The following is a 19,280-nucleotide window of genomic DNA, read 5'->3' as shown; positions in this document are numbered from 1 at the left end:
ATTCTCTTGAAGCATACAGCTTTGACCCCTAGAGAGGTGGTCGCCAAGTTAGACCAATATATTATAGGTCAAAAAAATGCCAAAAAATCGGTTGCCGTCGCTCTTCGTAATCGTTACCGTCGAAGCTTGCTGGATGAATCCATAAAGAATGAGATTGTACCTAAAAATATTTTAATGATAGGTCCTACAGGAGTCGGTAAAACAGAGATCGCAAGGCGTCTGGCCAAATTAGTCAATGCTCCCTTTGTTAAAGTTGAAGCGACGAAGTTTACAGAGGTTGGCTATGTTGGACGAGATGTGGAAGCTATGGTTAGGGATTTGGTCGAAACCTCAATTCGTATTGTAAAAACAGAACGCACCGAAAAATTAAAAGATAAAGCGGAACAGTTGGCTAATGAGCGGATCGTTTCTATTTTAATTCCAGGTTCGAACAAGCAGAAAACACAGCGTAATCCTTTGGAAATGCTGTTTGGCAATTCAGGAAACTCAGAGCCGCAGGATCAAGCAGAAGATCCGAATCTAAGCACCCGTAAGCAGGAGCTAAAGGAGCAATTGCTGAAAGGCCTGCTTGAGGATAAGACGATTGAGATTGAAGTGGAAGATAGTGCACCGAATATGCTGGATATGTTATCGGGTCAAGGTAACGAGCAGTCTGGAATGAATATGCAGGAAATGTTTGGGACCTTAATGCCCAAAAAAATGAAAAAACGTAAGCTGACCATCAAGGAAGCTCGTAAAGTGCTAACTCAGGAAGAAGCCCAAAAGCTGCTGGAAATGGATGAGGTCATTCAGGAAGCGATCCTTCGGGTTGAACAGCTTGGCATTATATTCATCGATGAAATCGATAAGATCTGCAGCTCCGGCCGCGGCAGCGGTCCTGATGTTTCACGGGAAGGTGTGCAAAGAGATATTTTGCCTATCGTAGAAGGGTCCACAGTGATGACCAAATATGGTCCTGTTCAAACGGATTATATACTCTTTATTGCCGCTGGTGCTTTTCATATTGCTAAACCATCCGATTTAATCCCTGAACTTCAAGGAAGATTTCCAATTCGGGTTGAATTAAGCAGTTTAACTGAGCAGGACTTTATACTCATTTTAAAGGAGCCGCAGTATTCCTTAACGAAGCAGTATACGGCACTTTTGGAAACTGAAGGCATCCATGTTAATTTTTCAGATGCAGCGATTGAAGAAATTGCTCGTATTGCCGCAGAGGTTAATCAGAATACAGACAACATCGGAGCCAGACGTTTACACACGATACTTGAAAAATTACTGGAGGATTTGTCCTTTGAAGCTCCAGAGATTACACTTGAACAAATACTCATTACACCTGAATATGTAAGAGAGAAGCTTTCAGATATTGTTCAAAATCGAGATTTAAGCCAATACATTTTATAAACACTTATTATAACCGTTGGACGTACTGGGAGGCAGTTTCATGACTTTATTAGAAAAAACACGAACTTTGAACAGACTACTGCAAAAAGAAGCGGGGAATCCGGTCAGTTTTTTGAATATGGCCAGTGTGCTGAGCGACATTCTTCACGCCAATATATATGTAGTTAGTCGTAAGGGTAAAGTTCTCGGCAGAGCCTTCAATACGGTTGTTCAGGATGAAGACATGTCCTCAACTCTTGAAAGCGAAAACCGATTTCCGGAACCATATAACCAAATATTGCTCAAAATCAGCGAAACGTCGTCTAATATGGGCTCGGATAGCGAATATCACGTTTTTGGTGAAGAGTCTTCCGCGGCAAGCATTTTTATTACAATTGTTCCCGTTATCGGGGGCGGTGAGAGATTAGGCACCTTGATATTGACTCGTTGGAATAACGCCTTTATCGATGATGACCTCATATTAGCGGAATATGGATCCACTGTTGTAGCTATGGAAATTCTGCATGAAAAAGCAGAGCAGATCGAAGTAGAAACTCGTAGTAAAGCGGTTGTGCAGGTTGCTGTCGGTTCTTTATCGTTCAGTGAGCTGGAAGCAGTTGAGCATATTTTTGAACAACTGGAAGGATCTGAGGGATTACTCGTCGCGAGTAAAATAGCGGATCGTGTCGGAATTACGCGATCGGTGATTGTTAATGCGATGAGAAAATTGGAAAGCGCAGGGGTTATCGAGACGAGATCTTTGGGTATGAAAGGCACCTATATTCGGGTTCTTAACGATCAGCTTATGACAGGATTACAAAGTATAAAGTTATAGTTAAATTACAGGTTATAAGCCCTATATTTAAAATATAGGGCTTTTTTCTCATTGTAATAATTCCCAAATATCATCAATATAGTTATAGGTCTCATTTACTATGATTATCAACGAAAATTGTTATATTTTATTTCGATTATTATGTCGAGAAAAGGAGGAATATGTATAAGACTTGTTGAATAGTACAATTTAACATTACCGAAAAAAGGCAGGAACAAACATGGACATTCTTAATAAAACCGGATTCAATCAAATGGAACGTTCTTTGGATGCTGCAACTTTACGACAGCGTGTCATAGCAGATAATGTCGCGAATGCAGACACTCCCTATTTCAAAAAATCAGAGGTTCGTTTTGAAGAGCTGCTGCAGCAGGAATTGAATGTTTCTTCTATTGAGGGGTATCGAACAGACCCTAAACATTTTCACATCGGGCGACCTGCTAGGGCAGAAGCACAGATTGTCAAAGACAAGCAATCGACGATCAATAACAATTTAAACAACGTCGATATTGATTCGGAAATGTCTCTTATGGCAAAGAACCAGCTGCGGTATAATGTTATGGTTCAACAAGTGAGCAATGAAATTAAAAAGGCAAGAACGGCAATACAAGGGAGAGGGTAACCAATGAAGCTTACTAACGGGTTTGATATTAGTTCCTCTGCATTAACGGCACAACGTTTTCGCATGGATGTAATATCTTCTAACATCGCTAATGCTGATTCAACGAGAGCTAAATTAGTAAACGGAAAATGGGTCCCTTATCAAAGGAAGCTTGTTACTATTGAGCCCAAGAAACCTTCGTTTGAGCAAGCTCTCCAAAACGCACAAACCAATGCCGCAGGAGAAGGAGTCAAAGTGACGCAAATTATTGAGGATACTTCTCCCTTTAAGCAAGTTTACAACCCAACGCATCCCGACGCAGACGAAAACGGATTTTTAATGATGCCCAATGTTGACGTGCTTAAGGAAATGGTGGATATGATTTCTGCTTCCCGTTCTTATGAGGCAAACGTTACTGCTCTCAATGCTTCGAAATCATTGATTTCAAAAGCGTTGGAAATTGGCAGATAACCATTATTTTAATAGAAAGGGGACTTCGCCATGATAGAAAAGACAGGTCTGCAATCATTGCAAGCCATTATGCCTCAATCTGCTCCAAAAGGTTTGAGTGCTTCGGAAGTGACTGATCAGTTTGGTAGCTTTTTATCGGATGCCATTACCAAGCTTAATACTCAACAACAGCAGGTCGATCAGTTAAATGATAAATTTGCCAAAGGCGAGATATCTGATGTACATCAGTTAATAATCGCTTCGGAGAAGGCATCCCTTGGATTAGAGCTGACGGTACAATTACGTAACAAAGTGATTGATGCATATCAGGAAGTAATGAGGATGCAAGTATAAAAGCACTTTGAATCTTAGCTCGAGTCTTCAGATGGGGTGGAAGAGTGAATGAGAATATAACCCAGTTTTGGAATAAGATAACCCAATACTGGAATCAATTTAGTAGAACACAGAAAATCACTTTTGTATCAACGGTTGTTCTGGTTTTACTAACGATTGGAATTATTAGTTATAATTTTTCGAAAACAGAGTACGCATTGGCTTATACCGATTTACAGCCTACTGATGCTGCTGCAATAAAAACTTATTTGGATGGTGCCAAAATTCCCTATCAGCTAAGTGAAGACGGGAAGAGCATTGGGGTTGCGCGTGGCGAGGTGGCTAATGTAAAATTGGCTGTTGAATCCCAAGGTATTAACAAAAGCGGAAATATCGGATATGGTGTTTTTAATCAAAACAGCACGTTTGGAACTACTGACAAAGAGTTTAATGTAAAGTATGTGAATGCTGTACAAGGAGAGCTTCAACAGCTTATTAACTCCAATAGTGCAGTGAGCAGCTCCAAAGTATTGATTAGTTTACCGGAAGAGACCGTTTTTTTACCTAAAGGAACGGAAAAAGAAAAAGCGTCTGCTTCAGTTGTTTTAAATATTAAGCCTGGGTATCAATTGGATCAGGCCAAAGTTGATACGATGTATAATCTGGTATCCCACAGTATCAAGGGATTGCCGGTTGATAACATCACCATATCGGATCAGAACGGAGAACTGCTGGAATATTCCAAAGGCCAAGGGAAGATCGCCAATACCAATATTGCGACACGGAATTTTGATATCAACAATCAATTCAAAAATGATATTCAAAAAAACGTACAACAAATGTTGGCTACCTTGCTCGGGAAAGACAAAGTGATTGTTCAGGTCTTTTCAACCATGAATTTTGATCAAACCAATACCAAGCAGCAGCTTGTGACAGCACCTAATGTTGTTGATCAAAAAGGTTTGGAAATATCAGTTCAGGAAATCCAAAAAAATTATAACAGTGATGGAAGCTCTGCAGCAGCAGGTGTTCCTGGTACAGGTCAAACGGATGTGCCTGGTTATCCTGGCAGCAACAATGGAGGAACAGCCAAGTCAGAGGAGCTTCAAAAGACAGTCAATTACGAAGTGAATCGAATAACCAATGACATTGTGGCAACTCCCTACATAGTAAAAGATTTAACCATAAATGTAGGAATTGAACCACCTAATGCCGCAGATCCTAATTCTTTAACTCAGGAAACCAAAGATGCGGTACAACGCATATTGGTAAATGTGGTTAGAGCAGCGCTTGCCGATAACAAGCAAACTTTAACTGACGAGGATTTGACTAAAAAAGTAACTGTTTTTGCCCACACTTTTGCAAGACCAAATGCAGCTGCAGCTAGTTCTAATGAGATGCTGTTGTATGGAGGATTAGGTGGACTCGCTCTTGCTTTATTAGTATTAGGTGGATACTTACTTGTAAGACGTCGGAGATTGAAGCGTGAAGCCGAAGAGGAATTGGCTTTAGAGCCTGCTAAAGTGGAGTTCCCGACCATTGATATTGATAATGTGACTAATGATAATCAAGTGCGTAAGCAACTCGAGACCCTGGCTAAAAGAAAGCCGGAAGAATTTGTTAATTTGCTTCGTACATGGTTAGTAGACGAATAGGGGTGTGCTTTTTTGGCTAAAGTTCAGCAACAAGGGTTATCTGGTCGTCAAAAAGCAGCTATTCTGTTGATAAGCCTGGGACCGGAGGTTTCTGCTCAAATCTTCAAGCATCTTCGTGATGAGGAAATCGAGCAGTTAACATTAGAAATTGCTAATGTTAGGAAAGTAGACAATATAGAAAAAGAATCGATATTGTCCGAGTTTCATCAAATCTGTTTAGCTCAAGAATTTATTTCTCAGGGCGGTATCTCATACGCAAAAGAAATACTTGAGAAAGCACTTGGATCTCAGAAGGCGCTTGATATTATCAATCGTCTGACGGCGACCTTGCAAGTAAGGCCTTTTGACTTTGCCAGAAAAGCCGACCCTGCTCAAATTTTGAACTTCATTCAAAATGAGAATTCTCAAACGATTGCCTTGGTGTTGGCTTACTTGCAGCCCGAGCAATCATCCATTATTCTCTCTTCGCTTCCGCAGGACAAGCAAGCCGATGTGGCGAAACGAATTGCTCTCATGGACAGCACTTCGCCTGAGGTCATTAGTCAAGTTGAGCGTGTTCTAGAGCAAAAGCTATCTGCTACTGTGACTCAAGATTACACGAATGCTGGCGGGATATCCGCAATTGTTCAAATTTTGAATGGTGTTGATAGAGGAACAGAAAGAACCATTTTAGACTCTCTTGAAATTCAAGATCCGGAGCTGGCGGAAGAGATTAAGAAAAGGATGTTTGTGTTTGAGGATATTGTTAACGTTGATAATCGTTCGATACAGCGAATCATACGTGACATTGAAAATGCAGACTTACAGCTGGCACTTAAGGTGGCAAGTGAAGAAGTTCGAGAGGCAATTTTCAAAAATATGTCCAAACGGATGGCTGAAACGTTCCGTGAAGAGATGGAGTTCATGGGACCCGTTCGATTGCGCGATGTAGAAGAAGCACAAACGCGTATTGTGGCTACCATACGTCGTCTAGAAGAGTCCGGAGAAATTATTATTGCACGTGGTGGAGGAGATGATATTATTGTCTAATGTCATCAAGAATTCCCAATATGTTTCTTTAGATGAGAAAAAAATTGTTGAAATCGCGACTCAGCCAAAACCTGTTGATGATACATTCAATGAAAATGAAGAGCTTTCTCTTGAAGAACAGGAAGAGTTATCGACTGCTTCCCAAATTAAGGAGCAAATTCTTCAAGACGCTGAAGCCTTTGCTGAAGAGCAGGTCAGAGCAGCTATGGATGAAGCAGCAGCAATAAGGCAGCAGGCCCAAGCCGAAATCGAGCTGTGGTGGAATGAACAGCGACAGCATGATGCTGATTTACAAACACAGTTGAAAGAAGAGGGCTTTCAAAAAGGGTTTGAAGAAGGAGCAGCACAGGCTGAATTGGAGCTTCGAGGTCAGTATAATGAAATGCTGCAGGAGTCATCCTCCATATTGGAGCAATCATATTTGCTCAAACAGCAAATCATACAAGAAGCAGAGCCTTTTCTGATCGAGATGAGTTGTGCCATAGCTGAGAAGATCGTATCCAGACAGCTAACAGTAGAATCCGAATGGGTGACGGATTTAATTAAAACTGTTCTTGCCAGAAGAAGAGAAAAGGGAATCATTACACTATGCATTTCGCCTTCACAATTTCCATATATCCAGGATGCGCGTGAAGAGCTCCTGCTGCATATAGATTCACAAGCGGAATTGCAAATTATTCCAGATCCTTCTGTGCATGACCATGGGTGCGTCGTAAGATCAACCTTTGGAAGTATTGATGCGAGAATTGATACGCAATTAAAAGAAATAAAAAATGCTCTACAACATCTTGCAGTACGAAGCGAGGGGTCGTAGATGATGCAAGTACCTGATGCTTCCAAGTATATAGAACATTTAAGACAACTTGACCCGATTCGGGTAAATGGGAAAGTAACTCAGGTTATTGGATTAACCGTTGAATCGGAAGGTCCTGATGCCAGCATTGGTGATGTTTGTTACATTTATCCTTTTAAATCGAATCAACCGTTAAAAGCTGAAGTTGTTGGTTTTAAGAACAATAGAGTGCTGCTCATGCCATTGGGCGAGCTAACCTCCATTGGTCCTGGGTGTGACGTCGTTGGAACAGGCAAGCCGTTAACTGTACAAGTGGGACATGAATTGCTGGGAAAAGTTTTAGATGGCCTTGGTCAACCCTTGGATGGGACTTTTCTTCCCTCTAGAATGACACAATATTCAACCAACAATATTCCTGGTAATCCTTTAAAAAAACCGAGAGTTCTGGATCCTATCAGTGTGGGTGTCCGTTGTATTGATGGATTACTGACGATTGGTAAAGGACAGCGTGTCGGGATTTTCGCCGGTTCTGGTGTCGGAAAAAGTACATTGATGGGTATGATCGCAAGAAATACTTCTGCTGATGTCAATGTGATCGCGCTTATTGGTGAGCGTGGGCGTGAAGTGATGGATTTTATTGAACGAGATTTAGGTGCTGAGGGTCTTGCTCGTTCTGTAGTCATTGTGGCGACTTCTGATCAGCCTGCACTCATTCGTATTAAAGGAGCGTTAATTGCAACCAGTATTGCTGAATATTTCAGAGATCGCGGTTTGAATGTGATGATGATGATGGATTCAGTGACGCGGTTTGCGATGGCTCAACGTGAAGTTGGGCTCGCTGTCGGTGAGCCGCCAGCCACAAGAGGGTATACGCCTTCTGTGTTTGCCATGCTGCCCAAGCTATTAGAACGATCCGGTACAGGACCCAAAGGTTCTATTACTGCATTTTATACCGTTCTTGTTGATGGAGACGATATGAATGAGCCAATTGCTGATGCCGTACGTGGAATTTTGGATGGGCATATTGTGTTAGATCGTTCAATTGCTAATCGTGGTCATTATCCGGCAATTGATGTATTATCCAGCGTGAGTCGGGTTATGAAGGAAATTGTAACTTCTGAGCATATGTCAGCAGCGGAAAATTTGAAGCGATTGATGTCGATATATAAAGATTCGGAGGATCTTATAAATATAGGGGCGTACCAAAAAGGTTCGAATCCAGATATTGATCTTTCTCTTGAATATATTCAGTCGATTTGGGATTTCACTAAGCAAAAAGTTAACGAGAAATTAACGTTCAGTGAAGCTCAGGAAAGTTTAATCCAACAATTTTATAAAGGATGAGATTAAATGAGACGCTTTAAATATGCTTTTCAAAAAATTGTTGATTTAAAAGCAAATGAAAAGACACAAGCAGAATGGATGCTGTCCGAAGCGATCGGCAAAGTACGTCAGGAGGAATCCTCAATGTCTATCCTATGTTCCGAAAAGGATGGATTGCAAGAACAACTGCACAACACGTCAGTAGGTAAAACGACAATTTCAGAAATCATGCTGCTTCAACATTTCGTAGACACGGTGAGTAACCAAATTGTGATGAAAAACAACGATCTGGAGCGCGCCAAACGAGTCATGGTTACGAAGCAGGATGTATTGGCAGGTAAAGTGCTTGAAGAAAAGATATGGAGTAAAGCAAAAGATAAGGCACATCAAAGCTTTACGGCCACTGTTCTGAAAAAAGAACAAGAGCAGCTAGACGAGATGGCAACGAACCGATTCAGGAGATTGTCATAGAACAGAAGAAGACAGGAGGCGATGATGATGGCAAATGTTGATGTGGAAGGTAGCTCCTCGTACGGGGGAATGGAACGGTTTTTAATCTGGTTTTTGATACCGTTCGTATTCACTGCTGTTCTGCTTGGCGTTTTACTTACCATTTTCGATTATGATGTCATGAGCAACGTACTTCGAACAGCGAAGAGTATACCCGTAATTAGCAGTATTGTGCCTGAACCCAAGTCCAAAGCTATTGATGGCAAACCTGTAGATAAGAAGGCATCCACTGGACAGGCAGGTTCAACAACAGCTGAAGATAATGTTCAGGCTTTAAGTGCGCAATTGGATCAAAAGGATCAGGAATTGAAGAAAAGTGATGCAGCTGTCCTTCAACGTGATCAAACGATTAAAGAACTTCAGTCCAAAAACAGTTCTCTGGAAGAACAAACCAAATCCAAAGCTCTTTCTGATGAAGAATATGCAGCACAGATTCAGCAGCTTGCTACGATGTATGCCAAGATGTCTCCTTCAAAGTCTGCCCCTATCATGGAAAACTTGACGATCCCTGAGATGGTTCTTGTTCTGAGTTCGATGAAGACAGACGACAAAGTCAAGATCCTGGAGAAGATGGATCCCAAGAAGGCTGCAGATGCCTCTATCTTGCTGAAGGACCAATCAACGGCTAAGGACAAACAAATTGCTGCACTGCAGGAGCGTCTTAAACAAGCTGCAATACCAGATGCCAAAGCTTCTCAAAAACTTACTAAGGATGATTTGGGAGCAACGTTTTCAAGTATGACTCCCAAAAGTGCAGCTATTGTTTTGATGGAAATGCAAAATGCTAATCCAGACAAAGTGATTTCAATCCTAAGTTCAATGGAAAGTGCAGGGAGGTCGAAAATTATTACGGCTATTTCCGAACAATCTAAAGAAGTGGCAGCTCTCATTTCTGCTCGACTGATTCAGTAAATCAAATGAAGGGAGGTGAAAAATATGGTAATTCAGGCACAAACCCAAATTCCTGTGACTACGACAGGCAGTTCATCTACAACTTCTTCAACCAGTGGCGGTTTAGGAAGCAGCACATCCAATCCAATGGCTAGTCAAACAACTGGAGGCTTCTCGTCGACATTGAACGGATTGCTTTCTACTGCGGCGCCAGCAGGTAATGCGCTGTCCAATCAGGCTGCTTTAACTGGAATGAATGTTTTGGTTCAATTATTAGGATCAGTCAATAACGAGTCTGTAGCAATGAACAATGACAATGTTGAAGTTTTTTCTCAACAGTTAGATGCTTTACTAAATTTGCTAGGCTCTGATTCGGAGGACGCAGCAGCATTATTAGTTAATCCTGATATTCAAGCGTGGCTGGCAGGGCTTCAAGCTCTTCTTTTACAGACTCCAGTTGACACGGATTTAACTCCATCAGAGGCTTTGGTTTCGGAAGAAGAGACAGTTGCTGCAACACTCGAACTTACCGATGCAAACAATAGTGCCGATAATAATTCATTGGCTGGTACTCAGCTTAATCCGTTGTTGTTTATTCCGATCGAATCGAGCAGTCCCACGACTGAAGTTACAAATCAAACTCCAGTAAAATCCAACAAGCTCATAGTCAAAGACGAAGCTTTAAAGCTGTTGGAGAGCGTAAATGAACTGCTAAAAACAAATGGCGAAAAATCAGTTTCTCCACAAGTAGAGAAAGCTTTACAATCAGCACTGAATGATTTACAAAAGCTGATGACTACCCTAGTTCAACAACCGACTGCCGCACAAGTCAATAATGTCAACTTGTCAGAGCAAGCAGTGAACAATGATACAGCAGCTTCTATAGTTACTGAAAAGCCTGCTGCCCGCGTTATTGGAAATAATCCAACTAGTGTTCGTAATAGTGCAAGTAGAAGCGCTAAAACGGAAGAAGCTTTTCCGGTTATTATACCAACAGCTAATTCTAAACTAGAGTATTTAGCAGCGAAATCGGTGCAGCCTAAGTTAATTGTCGATAGCCATGGATCAGAAAGTCCGCTATTCGAACCTTTAGTTGATCTGCCAAATGATCCTTCTAATGAAACTCCGGCAATACCTATGCATGAGTTTTTAAAACATGTACAACCTACACAATCCTTAACAAAACCGCCCGTTATTTTAATGCAGGCACCTTCTTTTGTAGAAGATATGACACAGCTAGTCATCAAATCTTTTACGCTTGACACGAAGCAGGATGGATTTACTGAAGCCAAGCTTTCCTTGTATCCACAAAATCTAGGTCAAGTTGATGTGAAATTGACCATGCATAATGGACTGCTTGTTGCACAATTTATGGCAGACAGCTCCTTAGGTAAAGAAATGTTGGAAAGCCAGCTATCCCAGCTTAGAACAACACTGCAAAGTCAAGGCATACAGGTTGAAAAAATAGAAGTTTCACAGAACCAAGCTTTTCAATCCGGAATGTTTCAGGAACAACGACAGCAGCAATCCCAACAATCCAGTAAACAGCAAAAAGGTAACGGCATCGATAATACTTCCTTTTTAGACGAAGAAGCCATTGAGAATGAAGGTCAAGCAAATTCTACGTCAAATGGCCCAGGCAGTACATCTATCGATATTACAGCCTAGTAGAAACAATTATTATTGGGAGGTGATAACATGTCAGATTCACCGGTTAGCACGAAAAACGTGTATCCTTATTACGCTAAAAGTAATGTTACAAGAGCGGGAACAGACACAGAAAAAAAAGGGCAGTTGGGTAAAGATGAATTTTTGAAAATTCTGATGACTCAATTGAAAAACCAAGATCCAACAGACCCTTTGAAAGACAAAGAATTTATTGCGCAAATGGCTCAATTTACTTCTGTCGAGCAATTGAGCAATATGACTACGGAATTGAAGCTGATGAGGCAATCGTTAGGTCTAGCTTCTTCTCTGATTGGCAAAGAAGTTCAGTGGTCGATACCAAGCAGCAAGTCTAATGAAGAGGCCAAAATAGGAACTGGTGTTGTAGAATCCATTATTATGAAAGATGGTTCTCAATATGCTCTGATAAAGAATGAGCAAATCAATCTGGATTCAATATTGAGAATTTCGAATCCGGAGCTGGGGGCGATCGAAGAATGACCCAACCCATATCTGTCGGGCAATTATATCCTGCCAGTATCCGATCTTCTCATGTCAAGCGTAACGACCTGACTGCTCAGAGTAAGGAAAACACGTTTCAGAATGTATTGCAAACTCAACTGGTGAAATTTAGTCATCATGCTGAAGAACGATTACGCCAAAGAGGTATTGAGTTTCAACCGGAGCAATTAGCGAAAATTGATGCGGCAATTGACAAAGCTGCTTTAAAAGGAGCAAAGGATTCATTAATGTTAATCAATGATACAGCATTAATTGTAAACATTAAGAATCGAACTGTTGTAACTGCAATGGATGAAACCTCTATGAAAGACAATTTATTTACCAAAATTGATAGTGCTGTCATTATCTCGTAATATCGGGCTGGACCGTTAAGGAGGCCCATGGTTGTGGATTGACCGAAGCAACCTATACAAATAGGCAATAACTCATAGGGAGGCAATTATTAATGCTAAGATCACTATATTCAGGCGTTTCCGGTATGAGAGGCTTTCAGACTAAATTGGATGTTATTGGAAATAATATCGCGAATGTTAATACCGTTGGTTTTAAAGGCGGACGCGTTATGTTTAAAGACATTTTGAGTCAAACTGTAGCAGGTGTAACTCCTTCAATTGATGGAACAACAGGTGGTGTCAATGCTAAGCAAATCGGTTTAGGTGTTTCTATTAGTGCAGTAGACACGATTCATACGCCAGGTAGTGCGATGACAACCAATGTGGTAACCGATCTTCGTATAGATGGGGATGGATTTTTTGCAGTAAAAGCAACAGAAGGACAAGAGCAGCCGTACTTGACACGCGCAGGAAATTTCACGATCGATGCCAACAATCAATTGGTGACTTCTGATGGTATGTTTGTGGTTGATAGTAACGGCGGACTAATCGATTTGGATAATATCGGTAACATTACCGCGTTCTCCATATCAAGTTCGGGTGAGCTTATTACTGTAGATGATACGGGTACTACAACCAATTCAGCTGTATTTATTGGTGTGGTAAAGGTTCCAAATCCAGCTGGACTTGAAAAAATCGGCGGCAATATGTATCGTCAATCTCCAAACTCTAATGATTCAGGCACCTCAATTGTCGATTTCCTTGGTACTGCTAATGATGCAGCAAGAGGTACAGGGGCTATAGTCTCGGGACAGTTGGAAATGTCCAATGTGGATTTAACAGCAGAGTTTACCGAAATGATCGTCGCACAACGTGGTTTTCAATCTAATGCCCGTATCATTACAACATCCGATGAAATCTTGCAAGAGGTTGTTAACTTGAAACACTAATACAACTTAAGATAAGGGGAGTTATTCTCCCCTTTAATTTATAAATCGGAGGCTGACAATGATCAGACTTACCCGCTTAAATGGGAAACAACTATTAGTGAACGCCTTATTAATCGAGAGTATTGAAGAAACACCCGACACTATCATTACCTTGATTACTAGTAAAAAAATTACTGTATTGGAACCAATGACGGATGTGGTCCAGCTTGTGACCCAATATATGCAAACGATAGGGTCAATAGCTGGAACAATAAAGAGTATCGATTCGGAGGGGTCTTAGTTGTTTAAGAGCAAAATGTTTTTGATGGTTGTTGCTATTCTCATTGCTATAACCTTGATTTTAACAGCAGCATTTGTTTTATGGAATTATATGGACAAAGGTAATCAGGATCCACAGGAGTTAGCGCAAAACTCAGCTAAAGAGGTTAAACAGGCTAAAAAAGCAACACCGGAAGAAACGAAAGCCAATACGGTTATCCTTAAAGATATTTTGACAAATCTTGCAACTAATAATCGCTTTATTAAGGCAAGCTTTGCCATTGAATTGGAAAATGCGAAGGCGAAGGACGAATTTGAAAAGCTAGATTTTAAAATGAAAGCTATTATTGTACAAACGCTCTCCGATATGACTCCAGAGCAGGTACAAGGCAGCAAAGGCTTGGATAATCTTACTTCGACCCTTATGAATAAAATGAACCCATTGCTAACCCTCGGGAAGATCAAACAAATTTGGATCACGGATAATGTGCTTCAATAATGATTTTCTTAAAGAGAGCCTTACGAAGGAGGTGACGTTAAATGGTAGATGTACTTTCGCAGAACGAGATTGATGCTCTGCTGGCAGCCCTCTCATCTGGTGAGATGGATGCTGAGGAACTCAAGAAGGAAGATACGCAGAAAAAAGTAAGGGCATATGACTTTAAAAGAGCTGTACGCTTTTCCAAGGATCATATTCGAAGCTTAACAAGAATCCATGAAAACTTCGCCCGTTACCTAACTACGTACTTTTCAGCACAATTGAGAACTTTTGTGCAAATAAATGTGGTACAAGTCGAACAATTGCCGTATGATGAATTTATTCGTTCTATTCCAAAAATGACAATTCTAAATATTTTTGAAGCGGAGCCTCTGGAAGGCCGTATGGTTCTGGAAGTACACCCTAACGTAGCGTTTGCTATGCTGGATCGACTACTCGGGGGTGCAGGGACATCGCCATCAAAAATAAATGCTTTAACAGAAATTGAAACCATTGTAATGGAACGTATTTTTAGCAGATGTTTTGAAAGTCTTCAAGAAGCTTGGAAAAGTGTTATTGATTTGTCTCCACGTCTTGAGGCGTTGGAAACAAATCCGCAGTTTATGCAAATCGTGTCTCCGAATGAAACGATTGCATTAATTTCTTTAAGCACCAAAATCGGTGATACAACGGGTATGATCAACCTTTGTATTCCACATGTTGTCATCGAGCCCATTATGCCGCGCTTATCTGTACATCATTGGTTTGTTTCGCAAAAGAAAACGATCGCACCTGAAGAAGTGTTGGCTTTACAATCTCGCTTACATAAAGCTAAGCTACCAATTATTGCTGAGTTAGGTGAAACTCAAATATCGATCAGGGAATTTTTGAACTTAACGGCTGGCGATGTCATAACGCTTAACAAACCGGTTGATGAGCTGTTAAACATCAGAATCGGAGAAAAACTGAAGTTTTTGGGCAGCCCCGGCAGCATCAGAGGAAAACTGGCTATGCAAATAAGCGAGATTGTTAATGAAGGAGCAGAAGAAAATGACGAATAATAGGGATTATTTGTCTCAAGAAGAAATTGATGCTTTGTTGAGACAATCTTCAGGTGACAGTGCGGAGAGTTCAAGTGTTGAAGTCCATGTTGATAACTATTTAACTTCATTGGAACAAGATGCACTTGGCGAAATTGGTAATATTACCTTTGGAAGCGCGGCAACAGCTTTATCCACTTTATTAGGCAAGAAAGTAGACATTACGACACCGAAAGTCTCAGCAGTTGCTAAAGATGAATTGGTCAAAGAATTTCCACTGCCTCATGTTGCGGTCCATGTCAATTATGTTGATGGCTTTCACGGTATTAATCTGTTAGTCATCAAAACTCGTGATGCACAAGTAATTGCTGATTTAATGATGGGTGGGGACGGGACAGCCTACGCCGAGGAATTATCTGAAATTCATATCAGTGCTGTTCAAGAGGCTATGAATCAGATGATGGGATCCTCTGCTACTTCCATGTCAACGATTTTTAATCGTTTTGTTAATATATCTCCACCAGGGATCGATATATTAAATCTATCAGACAGTGAAGGTGGCGCATCGCTTCCTCCAGAAGAAGTATTCATTAAAATCTCTTTTCGTATCATTATTGGAGATTTAATTGATTCTACACTTATGCAGCTTTTACCTGTGTCATTTGCTAAAGACATGGTTTCAATACTTATGGGAGGTGGGGAGGATTCACAAGAGGCAGCACCTACACCTACACCTGCACCAAGCCCTGCTCCAGCGGCTCAACAGCCGCAACAACCGGTAGCTCCACCCATGGGACAACCAGATCCTTATGCCCAGCCGATGTATCAGCAGCCGCCTATGCCTCAGTATGAGCAGCCTATGTATCCGCCACAGCAACCGATGTATCAACAGCCTATGTATCCACCGCAGCAGCCGATGTATCAACAACCGCCGGCGGCATACGGTAATGGACTTGGACGTGATGTAAATGTTCAGCCAGCTCAATTTTCGAACTTTACACCGCATCAGCTAACACCTCCAGAGGATACAAATCTGAATTTGTTACTGGATATTCCTTTAAAGGTAACAGTTGAGTTAGGTAGAACTCATAAGGTGATTAAAGACATCCTTGAATTATCTCAAGGTTCAATTATTGAGTTAGACAAACTTGCAGGTGAGCCTGTTGATATTCTTGTTAACAATAAGTTGATAGCGAAGGGCGAGGTTGTCGTTATTGACGAGAACTTTGGTGTACGCGTTACAGACATTGTTAACCAATGGGATCGCATTCAAAAACTACAGTATTAATTAAACTTGGGAGGATTGTTTACACATGGCAAATAGAATATTAATTGTAGATGATGCAGCTTTTATGAGAATGATGATTAGAGATATTTTAACTAAAAATGGTTATGAAGTCTGTGGAGAAGCAAATGACGGAGCGCAAGCTATTGAGAAATTCAAAGAGGTACGTCCCGATTTGATCACGATGGATATTACAATGCCAGAAATGGATGGTATTGCTGCACTGAAAGAAATTAAAAAAATCGACGCTTCTGCCAAAGTCATTATGTGCTCTGCGATGGGCCAGCAAGCGATGGTTATAGATGCTATTCAAGCGGGTGCTAAAGACTTCATAGTGAAGCCGTTCCAAGCTGACCGTGTTATCGAGGCTATCAAGAAAACTTTGGGTTAATAAGATTCAAGGGGGAGTCTGGCATAAACCGAAAGGAATGTGAAACTTGAAAAGACTCTTTTCCAAATTGTCTTCTCTTATTGTTGCTGGAAGTATACAAATTGCCGGTTTCTCAAATATTTGCTTTGGGGAAACCGGTACCTCCCCTGATCAACCAATTACGGGGATGTCGGATTTAAACTATTCGAGTGTAAGTACTTCAGAAACCATATGGATGGTAATAAAAGTTATATTCTTTCTTATTCTTATTATCGGATTATTTTTTATTATTATTAAGTTTCTTTCGCAGAAAAACAAATTTTTATTTGGTCGCTCTATGCGTTCCTTAGGAGGCGTACCACTGGGTCCGAACAAATCGATTCAGGTCGTTGAAATCGGTCGCTCACTCTACATTGTAGGGGTTGGGGAAAATGTTCAGCTGCTGGAAAAAATTGAAGATGAAGAAGAAGTCTCCTATATTTCGGAGATGTTGAATTCTTCAAATGCTAAGACTGCAGCAAGCTTTGAAACATTCACAGGTTGGGTATCCAAACTGAGAAAAAAACAAAGTATCATCGAAGATTCTGAGGAAGATGTTACAGCTTCTTTTCAGCAGATTTTTCATAATAAAATGCACCATTTATCAGATCGAAAGAAAATGGTGGAGGACCTACTGATGGATGACAAAAATAAAGATCGGTTGAATGATAAACAATGAAATGGAAGGCTATTATTTACACCGTAGTATCCATGTTGGCAATCATCATGTTGTCAACGTCTCATGCCTATGCGGCTAATCCTATCCCGGGCATCAATATTGATTTTGGATCATCAAGCTCTGCAGCAGGTGCTTCCAATACGGTCAATATTATTATACTAATTACGATACTGAGTATCGCTCCTGCTATTCTGGTTTTAATGACGAGTTTTACTAGAATTATTATTGTTTTGGGTTTTGTAAGGACAGCGTTGGGTACACAACAAATGCCTCCCAACCAGGTTTTAGTCGGATTAGCATTATTCATGACCTTTTTTATTATGGCACCGACGCTCGGCGATTTAAATGAACAAGCGCTGCAGCCATATCTAAAAGGAAGCATGAACCAAACAGTTGCTTTGGACAAGGCTTCGGTCACCATGAAAAAGTTCATGTTTCAGCATACGAGACAAAAGGATCTGAAGCTTTTTCTCGATTATTCCAAAGCTCAGCCACCAAGTGGAGTCGAGGATACGCCATTAACGGCTTTAGTACCTGCTTATGCCATCAGCGAATTAAAAACAGCTTTCCAAATGGGTTTTATGATTTTTATACCATTTCTGGTAATCGATATGGTCGTAGCGAGCACCCTAATGGCAATGGGGATGATGATGCTGCCTCCCGTAATGATATCACTTCCATTTAAAATATTACTGTTTATTTTAGTGGATGGCTGGTATTTGGTCGTGAGATCGCTGTTACTTAGTTTTAACACATAATGATAATTGATGACCATGCAGGAGGAGAATAAACCTTGGGCTCGGAGTTTGTTATTCGCTTGGCCGGTGAGGCTGTATACACGGTCTTGAAAGCCAGTGCCCCCATGCTGATTCTTGCATTGGTAGTGGGGTTAGCTATTAGTATTTTTCAGGCAACAACACAAATCCAAGAGCAAACGTTGGCTTTTGTTCCCAAAATAGTTGCCGTATTATTAGCCTTTTTAGTGTTTGGACCTTGGATTTTAAATACGTTGATAGATTTCACTTACAACATTTTGAATAACCTTTATAAATTTGTAGGCTAGGTAGTGAAGGTATGGATTGGATTCAACAATATTTTCCTAGCTTTCTGCTCTTTTTTTGTCGTATTTCATCGTTTTTTGTTGTCGTTCCTGTATTTTCGGCCAAAAACGTACCTGTACACTTCAAAATTGGACTTGCTTTTTTTATTACTTTGATGTCTTTCAGTGTCGTAGGTTCATCAACTTTAGCTACCTTTGATTCACTTTATTTCCTTTCTATAATCAGAGAAATACTTGTAGGTGTTTTTCTAGGCTTCATTGCCTATCTATTTTTTACAGTCGTTCAGATTGCGGGTTCTTTTATCGATATTCAAATCGGCTTTGGTATAGCGAATGTATTTGACCCTTTGACAGGTGCCTCCAGTCCGATTTTAGGAAATTTGAAGCATATGATCGCCATGCTACTCTTCTTATCCTTAAATGGTCATCATCTATTTTTAAAAGCCATTATGGAGAGCTATGAATGGATTCCATTATCCAATGAACTGTTTGCCAAAATATATAGCGGACAAATAACCGAGTTTGTTATTAAATCATTTTCAACTGTATTTTCACTCAGCTTTCAAATGGCGGCACCACTCATAGCGGCATTGTTTTTAACTGATGTGGGTCTTGGATTGCTGGCTAGAGTAGCTCCACAATTCAATATTCTTGTAATTGGAGCACCGTTCAAAATGTTAATCGGATTCTCGTTATTGATCTTGTTGTTTCCTGCTTATGAATCCATTTTTAAGGGATCCTTTGTATCCATGTTTGACTACATGCAAAAGTTTATTGGCATGTTTACAGGTTAACGGGAGGA

Annotated in this window: 24 protein-coding genes; all 24 read left to right on the top strand. The window is 40.6% G+C overall.

Features of this window, described 5'->3' with window-relative positions; genetic code table 11:
• The first annotated feature begins 6 nt into the window (after nucleotides 1–6).
• The 24 genes from hslU (at nucleotide 7) to fliR (ending at nucleotide 19,272) form a co-directional block, all read left to right on the top strand.
• On the top strand, nucleotides 7–1,401 hold the full coding sequence (gene hslU, locus BM210_RS15555; RefSeq protein ID WP_091169831.1) for an ATP-dependent protease ATPase subunit HslU: 1,395 nt from the start codon (nucleotides 7–9) through the stop codon (nucleotides 1,399–1,401).
• A 40-nt stretch (nucleotides 1,402–1,441) separates the two neighbouring features.
• Nucleotides 1,442–2,215 (top strand): GTP-sensing pleiotropic transcriptional regulator CodY, encoded by a 774-nt coding sequence (gene codY, locus BM210_RS15550; RefSeq protein ID WP_091169828.1) that lies wholly within the window; start codon nucleotides 1,442–1,444, stop codon nucleotides 2,213–2,215.
• A gap of 220 nt (nucleotides 2,216–2,435) precedes the next feature.
• Entirely contained in the window at nucleotides 2,436–2,837 is a 402-nt protein-coding gene (gene flgB / locus BM210_RS15545; protein ID WP_091169827.1) for a flagellar basal body rod protein FlgB, read from the top strand.
• 3 nt (nucleotides 2,838–2,840) lie between these two features.
• Nucleotides 2,841–3,287, top strand: coding sequence for a flagellar basal body rod protein FlgC (flgC, locus tag BM210_RS15540; protein WP_091169824.1), 447 nt, complete (start codon nucleotides 2,841–2,843; stop codon nucleotides 3,285–3,287).
• A gap of 30 nt (nucleotides 3,288–3,317) precedes the next feature.
• Nucleotides 3,318–3,620 carry a flagellar hook-basal body complex protein FliE gene (gene fliE / locus BM210_RS15535; RefSeq protein ID WP_091169823.1) on the top strand — a complete coding sequence of 101 codons (303 nt, stop codon included), beginning with the start codon at nucleotides 3,318–3,320 and terminating at the stop codon, nucleotides 3,618–3,620.
• 44 nt (nucleotides 3,621–3,664) lie between these two features.
• Nucleotides 3,665–5,254: a flagellar basal-body MS-ring/collar protein FliF gene (gene fliF / locus BM210_RS15530; protein WP_091169820.1), complete on the top strand. Its 1,590-nt coding sequence runs from the start codon at nucleotides 3,665–3,667 to the stop codon at nucleotides 5,252–5,254.
• A gap of 12 nt (nucleotides 5,255–5,266) precedes the next feature.
• Nucleotides 5,267–6,283, top strand: coding sequence for a flagellar motor switch protein FliG (gene fliG / locus BM210_RS15525; protein WP_091169818.1), 1,017 nt, complete (start codon nucleotides 5,267–5,269; stop codon nucleotides 6,281–6,283).
• Nucleotides 6,276–7,097: a FliH/SctL family protein gene (locus BM210_RS15520; protein WP_091169816.1), complete on the top strand. Its 822-nt coding sequence runs from the start codon at nucleotides 6,276–6,278 to the stop codon at nucleotides 7,095–7,097. The genes fliG and BM210_RS15520 overlap by 8 nt, the downstream gene beginning before the upstream one ends.
• Nucleotides 7,098–7,100: 3 nt before the next feature.
• Nucleotides 7,101–8,420, top strand: a complete 1,320-nt coding sequence (fliI, locus tag BM210_RS15515; protein WP_091170288.1) for a flagellar protein export ATPase FliI — start codon at nucleotides 7,101–7,103, stop codon at nucleotides 8,418–8,420.
• Between the two features lie 6 nt (nucleotides 8,421–8,426).
• Entirely contained in the window at nucleotides 8,427–8,870 is a 444-nt protein-coding gene (fliJ, locus tag BM210_RS15510; RefSeq protein ID WP_091169813.1) for a flagellar export protein FliJ, read from the top strand.
• Nucleotides 8,871–8,891: 21 nt separating this feature from the next.
• Complete coding sequence (locus BM210_RS15505) at nucleotides 8,892–9,821, top strand: MotE family protein (protein WP_256223652.1); 930 nt, start codon at nucleotides 8,892–8,894, stop codon at nucleotides 9,819–9,821.
• A gap of 24 nt (nucleotides 9,822–9,845) precedes the next feature.
• Nucleotides 9,846–11,468 (top strand): flagellar hook-length control protein FliK, encoded by a 1,623-nt coding sequence (locus BM210_RS15500; protein ID WP_256223651.1) that lies wholly within the window; start codon nucleotides 9,846–9,848, stop codon nucleotides 11,466–11,468.
• 30 nt (nucleotides 11,469–11,498) lie between these two features.
• Nucleotides 11,499–11,966 (top strand): flagellar hook capping FlgD N-terminal domain-containing protein, encoded by a 468-nt coding sequence (locus BM210_RS15495; protein WP_091169810.1) that lies wholly within the window; start codon nucleotides 11,499–11,501, stop codon nucleotides 11,964–11,966.
• On the top strand, nucleotides 11,963–12,340 hold the full coding sequence (locus BM210_RS15490; RefSeq protein WP_091169808.1) for a TIGR02530 family flagellar biosynthesis protein: 378 nt from the start codon (nucleotides 11,963–11,965) through the stop codon (nucleotides 12,338–12,340). The genes BM210_RS15495 and BM210_RS15490 overlap by 4 nt, the downstream gene beginning before the upstream one ends.
• 92 nt (nucleotides 12,341–12,432) lie before the next feature.
• Nucleotides 12,433–13,269: a flagellar hook-basal body complex protein gene (locus tag BM210_RS15485; protein WP_091169806.1), complete on the top strand. Its 837-nt coding sequence runs from the start codon at nucleotides 12,433–12,435 to the stop codon at nucleotides 13,267–13,269.
• A 58-nt stretch (nucleotides 13,270–13,327) separates the two neighbouring features.
• Nucleotides 13,328–13,549, top strand: a complete 222-nt coding sequence (locus tag BM210_RS15480) for a flagellar FlbD family protein (protein ID WP_091169804.1) — start codon at nucleotides 13,328–13,330, stop codon at nucleotides 13,547–13,549.
• The gene (locus BM210_RS15475) at nucleotides 13,550–14,026 is read left to right on the top strand and encodes a flagellar basal body-associated FliL family protein (protein WP_091169801.1); all 477 of its coding nucleotides are present in this window, start codon (nucleotides 13,550–13,552) and stop codon (nucleotides 14,024–14,026) included. It abuts the gene before it with no gap.
• 41 nt (nucleotides 14,027–14,067) lie between these two features.
• Nucleotides 14,068–15,066, top strand: coding sequence for a flagellar motor switch protein FliM (gene fliM / locus BM210_RS15470; protein WP_091169799.1), 999 nt, complete (start codon nucleotides 14,068–14,070; stop codon nucleotides 15,064–15,066).
• Nucleotides 15,056–16,333 (top strand): flagellar motor switch phosphatase FliY, encoded by a 1,278-nt coding sequence (gene fliY, locus BM210_RS15465; RefSeq protein WP_091169797.1) that lies wholly within the window; start codon nucleotides 15,056–15,058, stop codon nucleotides 16,331–16,333. The genes fliM and fliY overlap by 11 nt, the downstream gene beginning before the upstream one ends.
• Nucleotides 16,334–16,358: 25 nt before the next feature.
• Nucleotides 16,359–16,721: a response regulator gene (locus BM210_RS15460; RefSeq protein WP_076232770.1), complete on the top strand. Its 363-nt coding sequence runs from the start codon at nucleotides 16,359–16,361 to the stop codon at nucleotides 16,719–16,721.
• Nucleotides 16,722–16,767: 46 nt separating this feature from the next.
• Nucleotides 16,768–17,418, top strand: a complete 651-nt coding sequence (locus tag BM210_RS15455; protein WP_177237832.1) for a flagellar biosynthetic protein FliO — start codon at nucleotides 16,768–16,770, stop codon at nucleotides 17,416–17,418.
• Between the two features lie 32 nt (nucleotides 17,419–17,450).
• The gene (gene fliP / locus BM210_RS15450) at nucleotides 17,451–18,176 is read left to right on the top strand and encodes a flagellar type III secretion system pore protein FliP (RefSeq protein ID WP_371263487.1); all 726 of its coding nucleotides are present in this window, start codon (nucleotides 17,451–17,453) and stop codon (nucleotides 18,174–18,176) included.
• A 35-nt stretch (nucleotides 18,177–18,211) separates the two neighbouring features.
• Nucleotides 18,212–18,481 carry a flagellar biosynthesis protein FliQ gene (gene fliQ, locus BM210_RS15445; RefSeq protein WP_091169792.1) on the top strand — a complete coding sequence of 90 codons (270 nt, stop codon included), beginning with the start codon at nucleotides 18,212–18,214 and terminating at the stop codon, nucleotides 18,479–18,481.
• 11 nt (nucleotides 18,482–18,492) lie between these two features.
• On the top strand, nucleotides 18,493–19,272 hold the full coding sequence (gene fliR / locus BM210_RS15440; protein WP_091169790.1) for a flagellar biosynthetic protein FliR: 780 nt from the start codon (nucleotides 18,493–18,495) through the stop codon (nucleotides 19,270–19,272).
• The last annotated feature ends 8 nt before the right edge of the window (nucleotides 19,273–19,280 follow it).

This window comes from Paenibacillus sp. 1_12, from assembly GCF_900114475.1.
Taxonomy (GTDB): Bacteria; Bacillota; Bacilli; order Paenibacillales; family NBRC-103111; genus Paenibacillus_S.
This window is presented reverse-complemented; position numbering and strand designations above follow the sequence as displayed.

Excerpts from the sequence above, each read along its gene's own strand:
- codY (WP_091169828.1), top strand. The coding sequence starts at position 1,442 with ATGACTTTATTAGAAAAAACACGAACTTTGAACAGACTACTGCAAAAA.
- flgB (WP_091169827.1), top strand. The coding sequence starts at position 2,436 with ATGGACATTCTTAATAAAACCGGATTCAATCAAATGGAACGTTCTTTG.
- flgC (WP_091169824.1), top strand. The coding sequence starts at position 2,841 with ATGAAGCTTACTAACGGGTTTGATATTAGTTCCTCTGCATTAACGGCA.
- fliE (WP_091169823.1), top strand. The coding sequence starts at position 3,318 with ATGATAGAAAAGACAGGTCTGCAATCATTGCAAGCCATTATGCCTCAA.
- fliI (WP_091170288.1), top strand. The coding sequence starts at position 7,101 with ATGCAAGTACCTGATGCTTCCAAGTATATAGAACATTTAAGACAACTT.
- fliJ (WP_091169813.1), top strand. The coding sequence starts at position 8,427 with ATGAGACGCTTTAAATATGCTTTTCAAAAAATTGTTGATTTAAAAGCA.
- BM210_RS15505 (WP_256223652.1), top strand. The coding sequence starts at position 8,892 with ATGATGATGGCAAATGTTGATGTGGAAGGTAGCTCCTCGTACGGGGGA.
- BM210_RS15500 (WP_256223651.1), top strand. The coding sequence starts at position 9,846 with ATGGTAATTCAGGCACAAACCCAAATTCCTGTGACTACGACAGGCAGT.
- BM210_RS15495 (WP_091169810.1), top strand. The coding sequence starts at position 11,499 with ATGTCAGATTCACCGGTTAGCACGAAAAACGTGTATCCTTATTACGCT.
- BM210_RS15490 (WP_091169808.1), top strand. The coding sequence starts at position 11,963 with ATGACCCAACCCATATCTGTCGGGCAATTATATCCTGCCAGTATCCGA.
- BM210_RS15485 (WP_091169806.1), top strand. The coding sequence starts at position 12,433 with ATGCTAAGATCACTATATTCAGGCGTTTCCGGTATGAGAGGCTTTCAG.
- BM210_RS15480 (WP_091169804.1), top strand. The coding sequence starts at position 13,328 with ATGATCAGACTTACCCGCTTAAATGGGAAACAACTATTAGTGAACGCC.
- fliM (WP_091169799.1), top strand. The coding sequence starts at position 14,068 with ATGGTAGATGTACTTTCGCAGAACGAGATTGATGCTCTGCTGGCAGCC.
- fliY (WP_091169797.1), top strand. The coding sequence starts at position 15,056 with ATGACGAATAATAGGGATTATTTGTCTCAAGAAGAAATTGATGCTTTG.
- BM210_RS15460 (WP_076232770.1), top strand. The coding sequence starts at position 16,359 with ATGGCAAATAGAATATTAATTGTAGATGATGCAGCTTTTATGAGAATG.
- fliP (WP_371263487.1), top strand. The coding sequence starts at position 17,451 with ATGTTGGCAATCATCATGTTGTCAACGTCTCATGCCTATGCGGCTAAT.
- fliR (WP_091169790.1), top strand. The coding sequence starts at position 18,493 with ATGGATTGGATTCAACAATATTTTCCTAGCTTTCTGCTCTTTTTTTGT.